Origin of the sequence: Rhodanobacter aciditrophus, assembly GCF_042679525.1 — a bacterium.
GTDB lineage: Bacteria > Pseudomonadota > Gammaproteobacteria > Pseudomonadales > Marinomonadaceae > Marinomonas > Marinomonas aciditrophus.
Genome location: NZ_JBHTMN010000006.1, coordinates 115,373 through 134,405, shown reverse-complemented (window position 1 = coordinate 134,405; position 19,033 = coordinate 115,373). Strand labels below are relative to the sequence as shown.

Sequence of the window (19,033 nt, the reverse complement as noted above, 5' to 3'; positions counted from 1 at the left end):
CCCAAATGGCGGTTTTTTTATCAGTCATGGATCACTAGACTTTAAAGCTGCCCACTTGGCGATCCAGTTCCTTATATAAATTGCGGATGTGGCGAGAATGCTCTTGCACTAGATCCGAAACACTTTGAACCTGCTCTGTCTGAGACTGCATCGCAGATAGGTTTTCGTTAATCTCATTTGATACGGTAGATTGCTCTTGAGTGGCTTGAGCAGTTTGAGCCGCCATATCCTGAACCTTAGCGAAAGATTCCTGTAACTCCCCGAAAATACGAATCACATCATCAAAATTAGACACTGTGGTATCCGCGTTTGAACGGCTGTTCTGAATCGCTTTAGAGGATTCACGAACGTTCACCTTCAACTGCTCAATCATTGACTCGATTTCGTTGGTGCTGTCTTGTGTGCGGGTGGCCAAAGTACGGACTTCATCTGCCACCACCGCAAAGCCTCGACCTTGTTCGCCAGCACGGGCCGCTTCGATCGCAGCGTTGAGCGCCAATAGGTTGGTTTGCTCAGCAATGTTACGAATCACCTCCAACACAGACGCAATGGCCTCAGAGCTACGCTCCAATTCAGAAGAGCGACCTAAAGCATCATTAATGTCATTGACCAAGTTGGAGATGGCAGACTGGGAAGTATTCACAGCACTAATACCTTGATCTGCTAGTTCACTAGAGTTCTGTGCTTCGTGCGCTGTATTAGTTGCCACATCTGCCATCTGCTGGTTAGACATACTCATCTCATGGGCAGCACTCACGATCGAGTTAGAGGCATTCACTAAAGTCGTGGTAATACCCGCAGTGCGCTCTGAAGCCTGATTAAGGTCGTTAGTCATACCACCAAGGGAGTTTGACTGCTGATGAACACTACCAATAATACCCCTTAAACGCTCAACGAAAGTGTCGAATTCATGGGCTAGATCGCCCAATTCATCCTTTGCAGTGGAATTGATACGCAGGGTCAAATCCCCGTCACCTTCAGCGATTTCTTTAATACGATTGGCTAGGTTGGAGACACGGCGATTCAAACGTTTTGGCACGATGTAGCCGCTTACTGCCGCAACAACTAAGGCCGCAACAATGATCACCAACACAACATTCTGTAGGGATTGGATAGTCGCCATGGTTTCAGCTTGGGACTCTTGGGCACGCTTGCTCACAGCCTCTCCAGCCACATCGAGAACATCGCGAATATCGGAAAACAATGCATCAGTAGAGGCTATTGCAGCATTATTGACCGTGCCCGTTTTAGCACTGGCAATCAAGGCACGCTCGGCTTTTAGCCACTGGTTAAATAGTCCATCAAAGTTCGAAAATGACTTCAGTAAATTTGCTTCCCCTGCTAAAGCACCACGATAAAGTTGAAAGCGGTCTTTAACTTGTTGGGCATTTTCTTCAAAGTCCGCAAGGTTAGAATCATAATCACCCTGTTTATTTAGAATGCCATTGCGTCCAACTAAGGCTTGGTAAATATCTCGGTCAGCGTTTAGCACATAGTTTGCTGCGGCAAAATAGCGTTCAGACTGAACGGCCATTTGCTCCTTTTGCATCCCGACAATGGATAAAAAAGATAAAAACACCCCAATTAATATGATGCCGAGTAACGCAATGGGTGCAGTGACCTTTGAGCGAATAGAATTTAAACGCATATCAGTTCCAACCTTACTGATTATTTAGAATGTATGAATATTAGAGTAGTACGATTTGGCGAATCAATTTGAAATAACAATTGCACACACTTTCCCCTTGGTCATTTACAGTTCGCCAATGACGGGCTCCTGTTGTTACACTTTCTGGCACTATTATGCTCAGCGAGTGTCACTATCTGTCATGATGACTAAGGATACTGTCTAGATGACCATCTCTGTCCAAGAACGCTCCGTGCTACTGAAAACGTTGCACTCCACAAAAGGCCAATCGTCCCTAGCAATCTCTAATGAGAATGCGGTGCTAGCCTACTCCAAGTTAGTGACAAATATGCGAAGCTTTCAATGGGGCATGAGTCTAATTTTTTTCTTAGTCGGTATGCTGGCAGCCCCCATGACATTCGATACGTCGGGCAGCCAAAAAATCAATATCTTTTGGCTGCTTGGGGTATTACTAGGAGCACACTTTTTTAGTCTAGCCCTATGGAGCATCAGCCTTATAGTTAACCATCGTAAAACACCCTACAGCACCTCAATTTTGACGTCCATGTCAAAACACCTTGCACCACGATTAAATGTCCCTTCATTGATATTTGACGCTTTTCTCCAGATGCGAATCACTGGAAACCGTGCGAAATGGCTCGGAGCTCGGCTCATACATGGTTTTTGGGGAGCCTACCTTCTAGGGGGCCTGACCAGTGTTTTATTCTTCCTCATGACCCACCAAGTACACTTTGTCTGGGAAACAACACTGCTCACCAGCAATGACTTTGCAGCCCTCACCCATGGTTTGAGTGTCCTTCCGGGGTTGGTGGGAATCCCGGTTCCAAGCCTGAGTGATATCCAGCAAAGTCAATTGTCAGCGGCAGTTCAATCAGAGTCCTTACGACAAATGTGGGCCATCTGGCTACTGGCCTGCGTAATGATTTACGGCGTCTTGGTACGAGGTATCTTGTACTTGATTTGCCACTTAAATTACCGCCTTGCACACACACGTTTCTTGAGTACACGTTCCTCTAGTCAGCTTGAGCCATCCCCTAAAAGCCATATCATCGACCCTGACTTTAGCTCCCCATCAAAACACCAAGCACTCAATGGCAACCCATCAATACCTTCGGTCAAACAGATTCCAAAGGAGCTCACCTGCTATTTATTTGAGTGGAGCAACCCTAAACCCAGCACAATAACGTCACACGCTTGTTTACACATAAACTCCCTCGATGAGCAAAAAGGCTTTTTAGCAGCTGAACATCCTGCTGCCCTGATAATAGACAGCCAAACTAGTCCGGACCGCGGCAGTCTTCGCTTTATGGCACAGACTCAAGCCACAGACACCCACTACTATTTGGTGGGGGCGACCTTTTGCAGTGATTGGCAGCAAGCACTCATAAAAGTAGGCATTGAACACAGTAAGATTCAAAGGTTGGTTGAATAAACAATGGCTATTTCACTATTGATCGTTGGTCATGCCAACACAGGAAAAACCTCCCTCATTCGCACCTTGATGCGCGACAGACGTTTTGGCGAGGTGGACAACCGTTCTGGCACCACTCGCCATGTGGAAGAAATCCCGTTATCTGTTAAGGGTGAAACCTTACTAAGGTTGATTGATACACCTGGGTTTGAAGACTCCATGGGGCTTTGGCAAACCCGCCGCATGGCCCCCTATGACCAGCAAACCAACCAACAATGGTTAGAGCAAATCATCACTGATGGGGCCCTTACAGAGCACTTTGATCAAGAATTTAAGATTCTAAACCAGCTACCTCAATGCGATATCACCCTTTACCTCATCGACTTACGCCAAGCTCCATTAGAAAAATACCTTAATGAATTAGACATACTCGCCTGCGCCAATAAGCCTATTGTGCCCATACTTAACTTCTGTAATGGTGAGCCGAGTCATTTGGATACTTGGAAACAATGTCTTGCTGAACGCCAACTTCACGCCCATGTACGCTACGATACGGTCGCATTTTACTTTGCTGATGAACGTAAGCTTTATCAAACCCTGCAGAGCCTTTCCCCAGATCATTACGATGCCTTGCAGTCATTAATTAGCCAACGCCAACAGGATGCCCAACAGCGTTTACAGAGAGCTCAGAACCAATTAGCCAGCACCCTTATCAGCTGTGCCACTTACCAACACTTGTGTGCCAGCGCCAAACCGTCACCCCAAGACCAGCTAGAATTTGAATCCAAAATCCGTATCCAAGAAGAGCATTTTATCCAGCAGTGCTTAGCCATTTATGACTTTCAACCCAGTGATGTAGCCTTACAGAACTTGGACATTGATGGCCACCAATGGGAACAAGATCTATTTGATGCGCAAACCCTCAAAAGCTGGGGCATCCAAACCACTACAGTCGCCGCTACGGGGGCCGCAATCGGGGCAGGCATCGATATTCTTAGCGCTGGGTTAACCTTAGGTACGGCCACAACATTAGGGGCATTGCTGGGTGCAGGCTGGCAGACAGGTCAATCTTTCAAAGCCAGTTTAGTGAATAAGCTGCGTAACCGTGCCGTATTAGCCGCTAATAGTGGTACTTTGATTGCCCTGCTCTATCGCGGTACGGAATTGATCAACCATCTCCATCACCGAGGCCATGCGGCTCAAGTTGCTTTCCAAACTAAGAACGAGGTAATACCTTCAAAAGAGGACATAGGACGATTAGACAAGCTGTTTAAAAAGCTTGCTCAAAGGACCGAATGGCAAGCATTGGACGAGACAGACCCACTCCCTCGTCACGAGCTAATTGAGAGCTTAACCAAGGAAATTTCGCACTTAAGCACCAAGAACTAGCGCTTTCGCTCCAGCTCAAGGTCCATTTCCGCTTGCTTAGCTTGCATGAGCGACTCGCAGCGAGCCACTAAATCGGGAATATCTGCGTCGGTAAGTCCCTCGGTAAAGATAGGATCCATGATCTCTACCTTCACAGGACCATTATCTAAACGGTTCAGAGACACCTGTTTATGGGTAGAGCTGCAGACGATGGGAATGATAGGGACTTGTGCCTGAATCGCCGCATGGAAGGCGCCGCGCTTAAAAGGCAGCCAACCCCTTCCCCGGCTACGAGTCCCCTCGGGAAACATCCAAATGGACAAGCCTGTCTCACGCATGTTATCGACAATCTCGCTGATGGTAGCAATCGCCTTATTGCGGTCATGTCGATGAATCAAAAAATTACCACTGGCCCAATACAACCACCCAAAGAATGGCAACCAACGTAATGAGCTTTTACCTACGGTCACTACCCCATGGGGCACCACATGGGAGAAGGTAAATAGGTCATAATTATTTTGATGGTTCGCAACATACACAGCTTGCTTCACATCCAAGCTCTTATAGGACACATGCTTGGTAACAGACAGTCCGAATAAACGCGCCACCGGAGAGAAAGTTTTTGCCACGTAATACACACGATCTTTCGAACGACCTAAAACAAGACAAAGCAGAAGGCCATAGGCCGTCACAAGGATGATCAAACAAAATAGAATGATTAGCCTGACAATCGCTATCATCACGTCACCTTTATATAAGGAATCTTTTTATGGATTAAGTGTTTACTGAAATACGAAGATCGTCAAATAAACTGACTACTTACGCCAGCGAGTATCACGCCAAAAGTCCATTTGATTCGGCTCTAAGAAGGTCCATGCAATAAAACGACTGATTTTTTGCCCTTGAGACATTTCTATGGTTTTTACATCCGTGGCCCCAGCCTGCTTTAGTGCTTGATAGAGACGTTTAAGATTGTCCTTACGCGCTACTAAGCTGGTGAACCAAAAGCACTGCTCTTTTACCGCAACACTTTCTTCAATCATGCGCGTAATAAAGCCTGTCTCGCCCCCTTCATACCAAAGCTCAGGGCCATGACCGCCAAAGTTCAAGGTGCCTTTTTTGGCATCTTCTTTAGACTCCAACCCACGCCATTTGCGCTTATTTTCAGAAGACATAGCACTTTCACTGCTGTGAAACGGTGGGTTGCAAAGGGTCACATCAAAGCACTCCCCAGTTTGCCAAACCCCAGCAAAAATATGTTCACCATCCGCTTGTTGACGGATCTTGATACGCTTTTTCAAACTGGAATTCGCCTGCACTACGGTGCTTGCCGACTGCACCGCCACAGGGTTGACGTCCGTGCCTACAAATTGCCAGCCATACTCCTGGGAACCAATAATGGGATACACGCAATTCGCACCTGTCCCTACATCTAATGCCTGCACACTACGCCCACGGGGAATAGTGCCATCATTGCTCTGAGCTAATAAATCCGCAAGGTAATGAATGTAATCAGCACGCCCCGGAATAGACGGGCACAAATAGCCTTCTGGAATATCCCAAAACAGCACACCGTAAAAATGCACTAACAAGGCTCTGTTAAGCATTTTTACCGCATCAGGATTTGAAAAGTCGATGGTCTCAGAGCCATAACGGTTCAACTGAATAAACGGGGCCAGCTCTGGGCAAGAGTCAGCCAGCAAAGCAAAGTTGTACCGCGCACGATGAGGGTTACGCGGATGAAGCTTTAACTTATTGTCGTTTTTAACCGTTTTCATAAGGGAATGTGACCAAATGGAAGAATCTGAATTCGAGCAGCCTATTCTAAAGACTTTTAACCGGAAGTAAAAAACCAATGCAAAAGATGCCTTCATTCACCTTATTAAGCGTTTTCCATAATACGCATAATAATTAGAAGCATTATGCATTGGATAAAAATCTTCTCCCCCGCCAAGCTAAACCTCTTCTATTACCCAACGCAAAGGAGGTTCCCAATGCTAACAGGACGACAAATCTTCCTGTACGGATTATTCTTCAGCACCATCTGTGTTGTATTTTGGAGCACCCTCCCCATTGCGCTGAAGTTGTCAGGTGGGTTTTCGGACCCAGTGACACTAACTTGGCTACGCTTTTCCGTGGCGGGACTCATACTGCTCTTATGGCAATGGCAACGGGGAGCTTTGCGAGAGTTTACCAAGCTTACTCGTAAGCAATGGCTAACCCTTTTTGCCGCCGGCAGCTTTCTGATCATCAATTACAGCAGTTTTGTCTGGAGCTTGGATTATTTGCATCCGGGTTCCGCACAACTGAGTTTTCAAGTGGCCCCTCTATTCCTCGCACTTGGCGGCCTAGTCTTTTTCAAAGAAAAAGTTCGCTGGCAACAGTGGGCCTGCTTTGTGGTTCTCGGCATTGGTATGCTGACCTTTTTTCACCCTGTATTAACAGGACAAGGGGCAGGTAGCTCAAACAATGTACTGGTCGGTTTTCTAATCGTGCAGTTGTCAGCCAGTGCTTGGTGTCTTTATGCCCTATTACAAAAGTCACTGTTTAAAATCCTGTCGAGCACCAATATATTACTCGGTATCTATCTGTATGCATTAGTGGTCATGTTTCCTTTCACTTCCCCTTCTGCCCTATTAGAAATGGATCTGAATCAAACCTTGGTTGCCGCATTTTGCTGCTTAAATACCATTGTGGCTTACGGTGCCTTTGCCCAAGCCATGAACTACTGGCAAACCGTACAAGTCAGTGCATCCATTGCTTTGACCCCCGTGGTAGCTTTTATCTTTACTGAGGCGGCTGTTACATTCGGTTGGTGGCAAGGGGTCATCACTTCTTCTAATGCTGACAGCTTGAGTTTATTTGGAATGGGCTTAGTGGTGGCAGCGGCTATTATCGTACAGTTCCTAACGGCCTCGCTGAACAAACGCCAAGCCGCACTCGATAAACTAAAAACTTCCCACGCTTAAATACGCAAATCCATAAACCCCCGCTACACTGAAAGGACACAACCAGTGAAATGCGGGGGATTTATGAGTTTCGACGCCTTAACCGTCCGGGACATTATGTCTCGAGACACATTCCACGTTTACCCCACCACGCGCATTGACGACTGCGCTCGTCAACTTGCGGCTCACAAACTCAGCGGCGCGCCAGTCACGGATCGCTACGATAATTTAATTGGGTTCATTTCAGAACAGGACTTATTGGAGCCACTTATGCAGGCGGTGTATTACTGCCATAGCGCCAAGGACATCTCTAGCTTGATGAGTGAGGACGTGCTCTACCTGACACCGAGCCAGCAAATCATGCAGGTAGCAAAACTTATGACAGACAACAAACCTAAGATCTATCCCGTGGTGGAAGAGGGCCGTTTAATCGGAATTGTGAATCGCCGCCAAGTCATGACGGCACTGCTACAGGGCCAAGAACATTGCGTCCCAGTGTAGGAACTGCCCATTAGATGATGAAGGGGAACACACTGATCGCAAGTACAAACAGCACTGCGATCAGTGTAAAAATAAACTCCACGGGATTTTGTCGAGCGTGACTCAATGCGCCACGAACCCAATCCAATGCAGAAATGGGCGTTGCTGTACCCGCACGTTGAGCTTGATCTTCGGCAATTAATTGTTTGGCCAGTTTGGCTTGTTCCACATCCCGCACCCAAATGCCGGCCATGGAGATTTGCCAGCGGCCAGCAGTGGTTTCGTAAAACTCAATGTCATGCTCCGCTAGCAACTCACGAATATCATCCGCTTCTGCATCAGGAACATTTTTTAATCGAAAAACTAACTGCGCCACTCACTCACCTAATCAAAGCCACACTAAAGGGCGCAAGGTTAACAAATGCCTTAGGGCTTGTCGCTCATTCACTGGGGGCCTTAATGATAGTAAGGGTGAGATACCCCACCTCGAAGCCAAATTTAGTTAAGACTGACTCGTTCATCACCACATCAGGACTCACACGATACATACGATCATCCACGTTCACATCTATGGTGTCGCCATTATAGGGGACCTGTAACACGTACTTCATAAACAAGGCATTACCAGAGGTTTTCAACAGTCCCGAGCCGACCACGTCCCCTGCCGTAGCAGTGTAAGTACCATCTCCATTAGGCGTTAACGTCCAAGTTCGCTCCTGACGCTCACCATCATCAAAAACAAACCACTCTTCTAGGGTGCCAACTCCGTTTTCCCAGTGGCCCTTTAAATCAGCGGAAAAGTAGCGTGTTACTTCGCCACTACGATCTTTTAAAATCCCATGGGCCGTTAATTCCCCATCAAAAAAAGACGTCACATCAAATATTGGACGATTATCTGCGTACTGCTCCACTGTGGTGGATGAGCATCCAGACAGGACGGCTAAAGACAGCAACAGGACGAATAAACGGCTCATAACGAACTCCTAGTTTTGCGCCAGTTTCTCTGGGTATTCGTAACGAATATCAACAGATTGGTACTTACCTTGAGCACTGGCAATATTGCCGCGCCCATTAAAACGTAACAGGTTTCTTGAGCTGACATCATAGGCCACTATGATGGGGTCAACTGCGAGTGAGACCCACCAAGACTGAGGTGCAATAGCAAAACATACGGCACCCTTTGGGGTCTCTGGCAAACAATCCACTTTACTGACATTAAAGCCTACAGTGGTAAGCTTACTAGGCACTAAATACTCGATGGACATATCGCTACTGCCGGCATTCAACGCCTGCCAATTGTTTTTCACATAGCGATCAAAACCGGCATCCACCAGCAGGTTATCAGACAAATCAAAGCGTTTATCGAAGACGGTTTCACCGGTTTTTTCTTGGTACTTCAACAGCAGCTCATCACCGTCATCGGTGACTTGAATCCACTCCCCACGCAAATCATTCCGCTGCTCAAAAGAAGGAGCGTTCTCTGACACACTGTAATCCAATACCTTACGCGCAAAGGGCTTTCCATCCGGGTCGAAATAACGTACTTCGTGGGTTTTATTGGCAAGATAACGATGCCGTTCCACGTATAAGAGGTCACCGCTGTCTAGATCATAGGCTTTGCCGATGACTTCTTGAGAGGGTTGGCTGTTTGCCGAAACCACACTCGAAAAGACCAATAAAAATAGTGAGATAGCTCGAGCTTTCATAACATCAACCTTGTCGCTTTGATTCTACGAGACGAACACCAAAGACACCTATTTGCACCACCCAAAACCAAATAAATGCCATCAGCAATAAAGTCTCAATCATAGGCTCCGCTAATGACACTTCTGCTAAATCTGCCCCTAAAACATAACTGGCTGGCGCAGAAATAGCCGCCAAGCCACTTAATACCCATGGGTAACGTTGTCCCCAATAGAGACAATGGAAAAACAAAGAACCCACGCCAGCCCAAAGCCCTAACAGCCATGGTGGCGGAATCGATAGTGACCATAACGAGTGAGGCATCTCCAACCAGCCCCCGAACATCAAGGCACCGTCAAGGAGGATACCGAGCACCACAAAAAGTGCGATCAAATACCATTCAGATGAGTGTTCCACAAAGTAAAAGTGGTGAAACACAAAGTACAAAATAATCGCCGCAACACTCCAATTATCTCCGCCTAACACACAGGCAAACCAAAACACTTGGAAAGCGGCGGCGTTGACCAAAGACTTCATTGGGGCCTCCGATCGTTTAGCAATTGAAATTAACGGAACCGATAATTCGGTTTCGCGAAGACAAACTGCCCTGTACTGATGGCCCGTTCCCGGAATCCACCTTCACAATAAGCCAGATAGAACTCCCACATACGGCAAAATACGTCGTCAAAGCCCTGCTGCTTCACAACCTCCAATCGCTCGAAAAAACGCTCACGCCAATGCATCAGAGTGTCCGCATAATGCTCAGTAATGTCTTCCAATTGTACGATCTGCATGTCTGTCTTATTGGAAACCTTATCCGCAATGACCGCATTAGAAGGCAAGCAACCACCTGGGAAGATATAACGCTGAATAAAATCCACTGATTTACGGGCATAGTCATAACGTTGATCGGCAATGGTGATGGCTTGGATTGCCATCAAACCGTGGGGCTTTAATAAGTCACTGCATTTTTTGAAGTAGCTGTCGTAATACTCGTGACCCACTGCCTCGATCATCTCAATGGAGACCAACTTATCGTATTGGCCGGTCAGATCGCGATAGTCTTCGAGTAGAAGAGTAATCTGCCCTTCCAACCCCTCTGAAACCACTCGGGCTTTGGCGTAATCATATTGCTCTTTTGAGATGGTCGTCGTGGTCACCTGACAACCATAGTGTTTCGCCGCATGAATCGCCATGCCGCCCCAGCCAGTACCGATTTCTAATAGATGATCATCAGGGGTCAATTCAAGCTTTTGGCAAATACGATCTAACTTGTGTACTGCCGCTTCCTCAAGACTGGCATCTTTACTAGGGTAAATAGCAGCGGAGTACATCATGGTCGGATCTAGAAACAATTCAAAAAAGTCATTTCCAAGATCATAATGGGCTGAGATATTTTTACGGGAACCGTCTTTAGTATTGGCGTTAAAAGAGTGAAACAGTTTGCTGCCGATTCGGGACCAAATAGGACGCTTTGCATCCGCCTCATTGATGACATTTAAGTTCGCCACCATAAGTCGAATCACATTGGTCAAATCCGGTGTCACCCATGCACCTTTCATATAGGCTTCACCGGAACCGATGCTGCTGTTAAAAAACACATCCCGGTAGGCACTCGGGTCTTTTACCGTAATGTGGGCATGGTATTGGGTGAGCGCTGGGTCTTGACCAAATGTATAATGCTCATCCCCATCTTCCACCACTAAGTGTCCGATTTCTAACCGCTTAAGCAAAGCCAAAACCGCTCTTTTTGCCACCTTATCCATGACACTGGAACGGGAAGTAGACTTACTGTTTCTATTAGCACTCACGGAATTAATCATCAACAGCCCCTTAATCAGACGAAGGTCCAGAACTGTGTTTTGGGTGGTCATGAACTGGCACGCGCTTTATAAACAGTTTTAACGCCTGCCAATAAATGCCCCATACAACCTTGGCTGTCATCCAAGGATAACGCCACAAAATAGACGTCAAATTACCCGATGAAATAGGCTCACGTCGAAGTGACAAGGTTGCATCAAAAACACAATTCTCTAATGAATCTAGCTTTTTATTCTGCATATGTATCGCAATTTTTTGACCGGGGACCGTGCTACGCCAATCGTAGAAATGATCCATGGGATGAAACGGTGACACATGCATTGTTTTGTCTATTCTTGTACGTTGAGTATGCTTTGCTGGATCACAGGAAAATACGTAAGTCACCCGTTCTTCCCATGGTGTATTGGTCACTTCCAGCATCATGGCTTGCAATTTTTCCTGCTCGTCAAAGCAGTAATAAACAGAGATTGGGTTGATCAAATAACCAAAATAACGGGCATTTGTGAGCAGTCGAATTGGACCAGTGAGCTCAGTTCCAAGCCGCCGATTAACTTCTGCCCTGACGGCTTCCTGCAATGGAATATTAGGGTCGCCAAAGTAATCCTCACGTACAAACCGAGCAGGACGCCAAGACTTGCTAGACCAACAAACAGACTTCCCAAGCACCAGCTCGATTTCACTCAAATCGAAATACATCATGTACACGTTGTAAGTGAAATCATGATTGCGGGGGGTAAAGCGACGATGCCGCACAACCCCAGTATAGATGGCGCTTGCTAAATGTTCTGACATTACCAATCCACACCTAATGCCTTCGCAACGCGCACCCCACTCCAACACCCATCTTCGTGAAAACCATTTCGCCAATAAGCGCCACAAAACCAGGTATTCTCATGGTTAATCTCTGCCCAACGCTCTTGGGCATTAATCCCCTCTAAAGTGAACGTGGGGTGGTCGTAGTGGTAAGTTCCAATAATGCTCTTAGGGTCAATATCATCAGTGTTATTTAGAGTTACCACATAGGTTTTCTCTGTGATATCAAACCCCTGCAAGATGTTCATGTTGTAGCTCAAAGTGGCTGGCTTCGATGTGTCTTTACCAAGGTGGTAATTCCAGCTCGACCAAGCAAGTTTTGCCTTAGGCATGAGGGACGTATCCGTATGCAACACTACCTCGTTACTGCGGTATGGAATCGCCCCTAGGATCTCTTTTTCCTTGTCAGTGGCATCGTCTCCGAGCAAAGCCAACGCCTGATCGCTATGGCACGCAAACACCACATGATCAAACACACGGGGTTCTTGGTTTTCAAAATGGAGGGTGACTTGGCCAGGCTGACGTTCTACCCGTGTGATCTGGGTATTAAGCTTAATGTTTGGCTGAAACGACAAGCTCAATGGATTAAGGTAGGCCGCTGAGCCACCTTCGATCACATGCCATTGAGGGCGATTATTCACACTCAACAAACCGTGGTTTTTGAAGAAGCGCACAAAAAACACCAATGGAAAATCCAACATTTCTTCCAAGGTCGATGACCAAATAGCGCTCCCCATAGGGATCAAATAATGACTCGCGAAGAGTTCACCATAGCCTTTCTGCTTGAGATAGGTTCCTAAAGTAATAGCAGGATCCAACACGCCGGAGTCCAAGTCTTGAATGGCCGCTTTATTAAACGCCATGATGTCTTTCAGCATGCCTAGAAATGGCAAGTTAAATATATTTTTACGCTGGGCAAACAAAGAATTTAAATTGTTACCGCCGTACTCTAATCCAGTACGCTGACAACTGACACTGAAGCTCATCTCGGTCGGTTTGGTTGTGACCCCTAACTCTTCCATCAGACGGATAAAATTAGGGTAAGTCCAGTCATTGTAAACAATGAAGCCAGTGTCCACTTTAATGACAGAATCACCGTCTTTTACGTCTTTTGTAGCCGTGTGTCCGCCAATGCGAGAGTCACGCTCAAACACTGTGATTGAATGTTGTTTATTGAGTAAATATGCCGCGGTCAAGCCCGCGATTCCTGTACCGATAACAGCTATGTCCATGAAGTTTTTTTCCTATTCTATGAACCAGTACGAGCATTTCGCTTAAACCAAAGATGGGGCATCCAGCGAGATAACGCCAGTACTGCGGTCAATCGTTTAGGGAATGCGTATTCAAATACACGTTTTTCAATGGCTTTTACGATCCGTTCACTGGCCTCGTCAGACGACATGATGAAAGGCATATCAAAATCGTTTTTTTGTGTCAGGGGTGTATCCACAAAACCGGGAAGAATGCAGGTCACAGCAATATCATCTGGCGCCAAATCTAAGCGCAAAGAAGCCATCAAATAGCGCACTGCAGCTTTGCTCGCACCATAGGCTTCCGAACGAATAAAAGGCGCTTGAACCGCTTGGGAGCTGACTCCCACCAAATGCGCATTGGGTGTCTCTTTTAATAATGGTAAACAGACACGTACGGAACGCACCACTCCCATGTAATTCACTTCATTGACCCGCTCAAACAAGGACCAATCCGGATCATCCATGTTTAAGTATTCGCACGTCCCTGCATTCAAAATGGCGCAATCTAAACGTGATGTGAGTTCCGCAAGACGCTGGCTGACGACACTGACTTGCTCTTCATCGGCCACATCAAACGCTAAAAATTCCAACTGTTCAGGATACCTCTTCGATAATTCAGCCAGCTGCCCCTCTTTACGAGCCGAAGCGATGACCTTAAACCCCTTATGAAGGTAAGTTTGAGCAAGACTGTACCCCAGACCTGAACTGGCCCCCGTAATCCAAACTGTTTTTTGGCTAGGCTCCACTGTCACCTTAATCCTCCGTGCTTAAATTCTGTTTGAGTCGCTTTACCGCCCACCCCAATACAGGCACATGCTCGTAAATCATTTGCCCCATGTCGTAGACATCCTCATGGAAATAGATGCGTTCACCAAATTGAACTTGAGACATACCACGAACGACGATGGTTTCTTTACCAAGCTTTGGGTGCCGAAAATACATATTCCACTTGATGTATGCGGTATCTTTCCCGACCATCTGGTCGAGAAATTCAAAACGCCCACTTTCGACGTTTTCACACATAGCCGATAAGTAAGCATGCAACTCAGCCAACCCCGTGATCTGATGAACTGGGTCCTTGAACTTAATATTGGCAGAGTAAACATCCGCAATAGAATCCAATCGAGGATTCTTCACATCCTTGTAGAAGGATTTAAAACGCTCAATGAGCGCTAAATTTTCCTCCGAAGCGGCTTGATACATAGTTAATTACCCTTAGCGATAAATGGTGTTACCTTGTTCCTATAACTACGCTTAAAAAAAACGATCAGATCACTGATCCAATGACATAGCTCAGTGCGTATACTTACTGAGCGGAATACCTCCACTCACCAAGCTACCAGTGCACGTTTGGAGCAAAGGATGAATACAGTTTCTGATACGACGATAGAAACATCTCTACTAACTGATATTGAACGGGTCGCGAACAATCGTGACACTCAGGCATTAACACGTCTGTTTGATCACTATGCTCCCCGTGTCAGAGCGTTTTGTCTTGCGTCGCATCCAGGATCTAATTTGATGGCTGACGACATTGCTCAAGAAGTGATGATTCGCCTATGGAATAAAGCACATCTTTATAACCCATCTTCAGCATCACTGAATACTTGGGTTTTCACTATCGCTCGAAACGCCCGTATTGATTACATGCGTAAAAATGGACGCTATCAAAGCGACATCGATCCGGAGAGCTTTTGGAGTGAGATGGTGGATGAAAGTGCCGATCCGTTCAGGGAAGCACAACAGAAGCGCGATGAAACTCGCATTCGGGAGGGGCTCATGCAGCTCCCCAGTGACCAACGCCAAGTATTGTCGAAGGTATATTTAGAAGGTAAAAGCCATTCTGAAGCTTCCGAAGAACTTGGATTGCCGTTAGGCACTGTCAAATCTCGTGTGCGTCTCGCATTAAACAAGTTATCCGTTTTTATTAAGAGGTAGTCGTTATGCTTTGCTACCATCCATCTTTAGACATGTTAGTTGACTATTCGTCTGGTGCCCTGGCGCTGCCACATGCTTTAGCCGTGTCTGCTCATTTGGATCAATGCGCCGAGTGTCGCGAACAACTTAAACGTCTCAATACGCTTGGGGCAGAACTCTTTTCTGAGCAGCCAACCAGTGCTTCTGATAGCCAGTTGTCAGCCCTAAAAGCCAATGTGCTAGAAGCCATTCAAGGGCAAACAGAGGTCTCAGCTAAGACAGAAGTTACTCAAGCTTCTGAGCTTAATGAAACCCTTAAAGACATTCCTGCTTCGCTACGTCGCTTGATTCCAAAAGGCTTCGATAGCCTAAGTTGGATGAGTCTCACACCGTCATTCAAGTTGGCGATGCTCAGCAGTGAACCCGGTGGTGCCCAAGTGGCTTTATCGCGTATCAAAGCCGGTGCGCACATGCCTACCCATACTCACACTGGCAACGAAATTACGCTGGTTTTGACAGGAGCCTTCTCCGATGAAGAAGGGGTCTATCGTCGCGGAGATTTCATCTGTCGTAACGATGATGACAAGCATAAGCCTCGGGTTACCAAAGACGCGGAATGTATTTGTTTGATCGTTCTCGATGCGCCCATCGAGTTCACCGGATGGCTGACTCGATTCTTGAACCCCATCATGCGTCGTTTCCATCCGAACAATACCCCAGCCGAGGCATAGATCGTCTAAAAAATAAACTCAAGCCAGGGAAGGCGAAATTTGATATGATCACAGATACATCAATTGAAAAGAATAAGGGAACAGATTATGGCGACTAAGAAGAAGCAACCAGCAGCGGTGGAAACCTCTGACTCAATTGCTAAACAAATGGAAGAGTTTTTATCCCGTGGCGGCCAAATCGAACAAATCGATTCTGGCGTCAGTGGACAAACCAATTTCAAGGGATCTCGCCACATCACGCTCGGTAACAGCAAGCCGAAAGCTGAGTAAGCCGACTCTCTAAGATCTTAACAAGCCGACCTCCTGAGTCGGCTTTTTTATACCCATTTGCCACAAGCGATCCGCTGTCATCAAGCCTACATAAAAGCGTCACCGACTTGTCATGTACTAGTCATAGCCTATTCATTAGATGATACAGGCTAACGGAGCGCATCGTGCTACAAGTCGAACAACTGATTGCAGACAAATCCCCTCAATTCTTTGAAAAAAGCCCCTTAATAACCAAGCCCACATTGAGTTTGTTAAAGCGGCTGTTTCATGAATCCGAAGTCAACGATTTTCTGGAGCATAACGGTGACTGCATCGGTTTTGAATTCATCGACCGAGTACTGGATCATTTCAACTTTGGCTATCAAGTCAGCCAAGTGGACCGCCGCAATATTCCAGCGGTGGGGCGAACTCTAATCGTCGCCAACCATCCTCTTGGGGCACTTGACGGCCTCGCTATACTGCGCCTAATCGGCGAGATTCGCACGGATGTCAAAATCGTTGCCAACGACTTACTGCTAGGATTCGATGCTTTAAAAGGATTGGTTCTGCCAGTGGACAATATCGGCGGTAAAACTGGGCGCTCACAACTAAAAGCCATCATGGATTGTCTACATAGGGAAGAAGCAGTCATCATCTTCCCTGCTGGGGAAGTCTCTCGACTGTCTCCAAGCGGAGTAAAAGACCTAGCTTGGAACTCAAGCTACTTAAAGATCGCCCAAAAAACCAATAGCCCTCTTTTACCTGTGCATATTGGTGGCCGAAACTCCATGCTGTTTTACACCAGCTCATGGATCTATCGCCCCCTGTCTACGGTTCAACTGGCCAATGAAATGTTCCGCCAGCGAAATCGTCGCATTCCTATGCAAGTGGGCCAACCTATTCCAATTCAAGAATTGGCGCGTTTACCCTTAAGCACCAAAGAAAAGAACAAACTGGTTAAGCGCCATCTTTACCGTATTGCCAAGGGTCGTAAACCGCTTCTTAAAACAGAAAAAACCGTTTCTCACCCACAAAACCGCCAACAACTGAAAGCAGAGCTCAAACGAGCGGAGCACCTGGGCAGTACCAAGGACAATAAACAAATCTATCTTGTAGACTACGAACACGACTCTAGTTTGATGCAAGAGATCGGTCGCTTACGGGAAGTTGCTTTTCGTAAAGTGGGGGAAGGGACTGGTGAGAAAAAAGATTTAGACAAATATGATCAATACTATCGCCATCTAATTCTTTGGGATGAAGACGAGCTTGAAATCGTCGGGGCCTACCGAATTGGCGAAGTCTACAAATACCTGCAGGCGGATCAGGATCAAACCATCTACAGCGCAAGCTTATTTAGTTACAGCTGTGATATGGAGCCCTATTTTATGCAAGGCATTGAATTAGGACGCAGTTTTGTACAACCCAAATACTGGGGCAAACGTAGCCTTGACTATCTTTGGTATGGCATTGGCGCTTATTTGGTGCGCCACCCAGAAGTGCGTTTCATGTTCGGCCCTGTCAGTCTGAGTGGTAATGTGCCAGACATTGCCAAAGATATGATCGTCTACTTCTACCGTACCTATTTCTCTGATCCTGAGTATTTGGCCTCCTCCTACACTCCCTACCGTATCTCTGTAGACAACCAAGCCCTAATGAAAAGCTATTTCGTCGGCAACAACTACGAAGAGGATTTTCGTACCCTGAAAGAGCAATTAGGCAATGTAGGAGCTGCTGTACCGACTTTATTTAAACAGTACAGCGAGCTGTGTGAAGACGATGGCGTACGCTTCTTAGATTTCGGCGTAGATGCTGACTTTGGCTACTGCATCGATGGACTCGTACTTGTCGACCTAAACAAAGTCAAAGACAGCAAGCGTAAGCGCTACTTGGAAGCAAACGCCGAGCACTAATGGCGATGATGATCATGGTGTTTACCATGGTCATGGTGCTTGATGTACCACAGGTAAGAAAGTTTCGCGACGAACGCGACAGCGAGAACAATGAGAACAATGTGAGCAAATTCCATAAGGGTCACCTCTTATTGTTTTTTGATGTTCACCATGAAGTTTAGCGTCAGGCGCTAGAATATTGTGCATATTTTAAACAAAACGCCCTCATATTTAGCGTTTTTAGTATGTTGATTAAGTTATAACGCCAAAAACAACCCGAACTTGGGGATAAAACCATGTTTTATCCCCATTGGCGTGAGACTTGCTTTGCATCTTTCAGGTGTTCATAACTTCTACACCCATTCATACCAGACTCAAGGAGCTGAAGATGATTGAAAAGACCTACTTAAAAACCAAGCCTGAATGCAAAGTGAAATTTGCGCTACCAGCAGACGCTCTAAATGGAGCGAAGAATGTCGCCTTGGTAGGAGATTTCAACAACTGGGATGAGACAGCCACGTTAATGCGTAAGCAGAAGACAGGTGTGTTCGCCTCGACTATTAACCTAGAAAAAGACAAGCAGTATCAGTTTCGATACCTTGTTGACGGTACCACTTGGGTCAATGATGAAAGTGCGGACGCCTATATTCCGAGCCCTGTCAGTCATGACCAAAACTGCGTGATCGACATTTAATCCATAAGCGTTCGACCTACTTTTGCAAAAGCCCTGATGCCTCACTAATCAGGGCTTTGTTGCGCCTGAAAGAAACATTTTTAAGCCCCAAAAGCGTCTACTTCACCCTCAAAATTTATCCGTTTTAA

21 protein-coding genes are annotated in these 19,033 nt (G+C 46.4%); 9 read left to right on the top strand and 12 right to left on the bottom strand.

Going from position 1 to position 19,033, the window contains the following annotated elements; translation table 11 throughout:
- Positions 1 to 34 precede the first annotated feature (34 nt).
- Positions 35 to 1,648, bottom strand: a complete 1,614-nt coding sequence (locus ACFQ45_RS05355; RefSeq protein ID WP_377365954.1) for a methyl-accepting chemotaxis protein — start codon at positions 1,646 to 1,648, stop codon at positions 35 to 37.
- 205 nt (positions 1,649 to 1,853) lie between these two features.
- Between ACFQ45_RS05355 and ACFQ45_RS05350 the strand changes: the two genes are divergently transcribed.
- Both ACFQ45_RS05350 and ACFQ45_RS05345 read left to right on the top strand, forming a co-directional pair.
- Positions 1,854 to 3,080 (top strand): DUF2868 domain-containing protein, encoded by a 1,227-nt coding sequence (locus ACFQ45_RS05350; RefSeq protein WP_377365953.1) that lies wholly within the window; start codon positions 1,854 to 1,856, stop codon positions 3,078 to 3,080.
- Between the two features lie 3 nt (positions 3,081 to 3,083).
- Complete coding sequence (locus tag ACFQ45_RS05345; protein WP_377365952.1) at positions 3,084 to 4,448, top strand: DUF3482 domain-containing protein; 1,365 nt, start codon at positions 3,084 to 3,086, stop codon at positions 4,446 to 4,448.
- Here ACFQ45_RS05345 and ACFQ45_RS05340 read toward each other — a convergent pair.
- Together ACFQ45_RS05340 and rlmF are read right to left on the bottom strand one after the other, a co-directional pair.
- Positions 4,445 to 5,167 (bottom strand): 1-acylglycerol-3-phosphate O-acyltransferase, encoded by a 723-nt coding sequence (locus ACFQ45_RS05340; protein ID WP_377365951.1) that lies wholly within the window; start codon positions 5,165 to 5,167, stop codon positions 4,445 to 4,447. The two genes, ACFQ45_RS05345 and ACFQ45_RS05340, sit on opposite strands and share 4 nt — an antisense overlap.
- Positions 5,168 to 5,242: 75 nt before the next feature.
- Positions 5,243 to 6,205, bottom strand: coding sequence for a 23S rRNA (adenine(1618)-N(6))-methyltransferase RlmF (gene rlmF / locus ACFQ45_RS05335; protein ID WP_377365950.1), 963 nt, complete (start codon positions 6,203 to 6,205; stop codon positions 5,243 to 5,245).
- A 216-nt stretch (positions 6,206 to 6,421) separates the two neighbouring features.
- Between rlmF and ACFQ45_RS05330 the strand changes: the two genes are divergently transcribed.
- Positions 6,422 to 7,396: a DMT family transporter gene (locus ACFQ45_RS05330; RefSeq protein ID WP_377365949.1), complete on the top strand. Its 975-nt coding sequence runs from the start codon at positions 6,422 to 6,424 to the stop codon at positions 7,394 to 7,396.
- Between the two features lie 63 nt (positions 7,397 to 7,459).
- Positions 7,460 to 7,876: a CBS domain-containing protein gene (locus tag ACFQ45_RS05325; RefSeq protein ID WP_377365948.1), complete on the top strand. Its 417-nt coding sequence runs from the start codon at positions 7,460 to 7,462 to the stop codon at positions 7,874 to 7,876.
- 10 nt (positions 7,877 to 7,886) lie between these two features.
- On the opposite strand, the gene ACFQ45_RS05320 is transcribed toward ACFQ45_RS05325, so the two are convergent.
- From ACFQ45_RS05320 to ACFQ45_RS05280, 9 genes are all read right to left on the bottom strand, one after another.
- Positions 7,887 to 8,231, bottom strand: coding sequence for a DUF6164 family protein (locus ACFQ45_RS05320; RefSeq protein ID WP_377365947.1), 345 nt, complete (start codon positions 8,229 to 8,231; stop codon positions 7,887 to 7,889).
- 64 nt (positions 8,232 to 8,295) lie between these two features.
- Positions 8,296 to 8,829, bottom strand: coding sequence for a DUF3833 domain-containing protein (locus tag ACFQ45_RS05315; RefSeq protein ID WP_377365946.1), 534 nt, complete (start codon positions 8,827 to 8,829; stop codon positions 8,296 to 8,298).
- A gap of 9 nt (positions 8,830 to 8,838) precedes the next feature.
- Complete coding sequence (locus ACFQ45_RS05310; RefSeq protein ID WP_377365945.1) at positions 8,839 to 9,561, bottom strand: hypothetical protein; 723 nt, start codon at positions 9,559 to 9,561, stop codon at positions 8,839 to 8,841.
- Positions 9,562 to 9,565: 4 nt separating this feature from the next.
- Positions 9,566 to 10,075, bottom strand: coding sequence for a DUF2878 domain-containing protein (locus tag ACFQ45_RS05305; RefSeq protein ID WP_377365944.1), 510 nt, complete (start codon positions 10,073 to 10,075; stop codon positions 9,566 to 9,568).
- A gap of 29 nt (positions 10,076 to 10,104) precedes the next feature.
- A complete protein-coding gene (locus ACFQ45_RS05300; protein WP_377365943.1) occupies positions 10,105 to 11,361 on the bottom strand; it encodes a class I SAM-dependent methyltransferase in 1,257 nt (418 codons plus the stop codon).
- Between the two features lie 10 nt (positions 11,362 to 11,371).
- On the bottom strand, positions 11,372 to 12,151 hold the full coding sequence (locus ACFQ45_RS05295) for a DUF1365 domain-containing protein (RefSeq protein WP_377365942.1): 780 nt from the start codon (positions 12,149 to 12,151) through the stop codon (positions 11,372 to 11,374).
- Positions 12,151 to 13,404 (bottom strand): NAD(P)/FAD-dependent oxidoreductase, encoded by a 1,254-nt coding sequence (locus tag ACFQ45_RS05290; protein ID WP_377365941.1) that lies wholly within the window; start codon positions 13,402 to 13,404, stop codon positions 12,151 to 12,153. The genes ACFQ45_RS05295 and ACFQ45_RS05290 overlap by 1 nt, the downstream gene beginning before the upstream one ends.
- Before the next feature lie 17 nt (positions 13,405 to 13,421).
- Entirely contained in the window at positions 13,422 to 14,177 is a 756-nt protein-coding gene (locus ACFQ45_RS05285) for an SDR family NAD(P)-dependent oxidoreductase (RefSeq protein ID WP_377365940.1), read from the bottom strand.
- Position 14,178: 1 nt separating this feature from the next.
- Positions 14,179 to 14,628, bottom strand: a complete 450-nt coding sequence (locus ACFQ45_RS05280; protein ID WP_377365939.1) for a nuclear transport factor 2 family protein — start codon at positions 14,626 to 14,628, stop codon at positions 14,179 to 14,181.
- 159 nt (positions 14,629 to 14,787) lie between these two features.
- Here ACFQ45_RS05280 and ACFQ45_RS05275 point away from each other — a divergent pair, with 159 nt between their 5' ends.
- The 5 genes from ACFQ45_RS05275 (at position 14,788) to ACFQ45_RS05255 (ending at position 18,905) form a co-directional block, all read left to right on the top strand.
- A complete protein-coding gene (locus tag ACFQ45_RS05275) occupies positions 14,788 to 15,363 on the top strand; it encodes a sigma-70 family RNA polymerase sigma factor (protein WP_377365938.1) in 576 nt (191 codons plus the stop codon).
- Between the two features lie 5 nt (positions 15,364 to 15,368).
- A complete protein-coding gene (locus ACFQ45_RS05270) occupies positions 15,369 to 16,073 on the top strand; it encodes a ChrR family anti-sigma-E factor (RefSeq protein ID WP_377365937.1) in 705 nt (234 codons plus the stop codon).
- Positions 16,074 to 16,160: 87 nt separating this feature from the next.
- On the top strand, positions 16,161 to 16,343 hold the full coding sequence (locus ACFQ45_RS05265) for a hypothetical protein (protein ID WP_377365936.1): 183 nt from the start codon (positions 16,161 to 16,163) through the stop codon (positions 16,341 to 16,343).
- Between the two features lie 164 nt (positions 16,344 to 16,507).
- The gene (locus ACFQ45_RS05260; protein WP_377365935.1) at positions 16,508 to 18,232 is read left to right on the top strand and encodes a GNAT family N-acyltransferase; all 1,725 of its coding nucleotides are present in this window, start codon (positions 16,508 to 16,510) and stop codon (positions 18,230 to 18,232) included.
- Positions 18,233 to 18,599: 367 nt separating this feature from the next.
- The gene (locus ACFQ45_RS05255) at positions 18,600 to 18,905 is read left to right on the top strand and encodes an isoamylase early set domain-containing protein (protein WP_377365934.1); all 306 of its coding nucleotides are present in this window, start codon (positions 18,600 to 18,602) and stop codon (positions 18,903 to 18,905) included.
- Positions 18,906 to 19,033 lie beyond the last annotated feature (128 nt).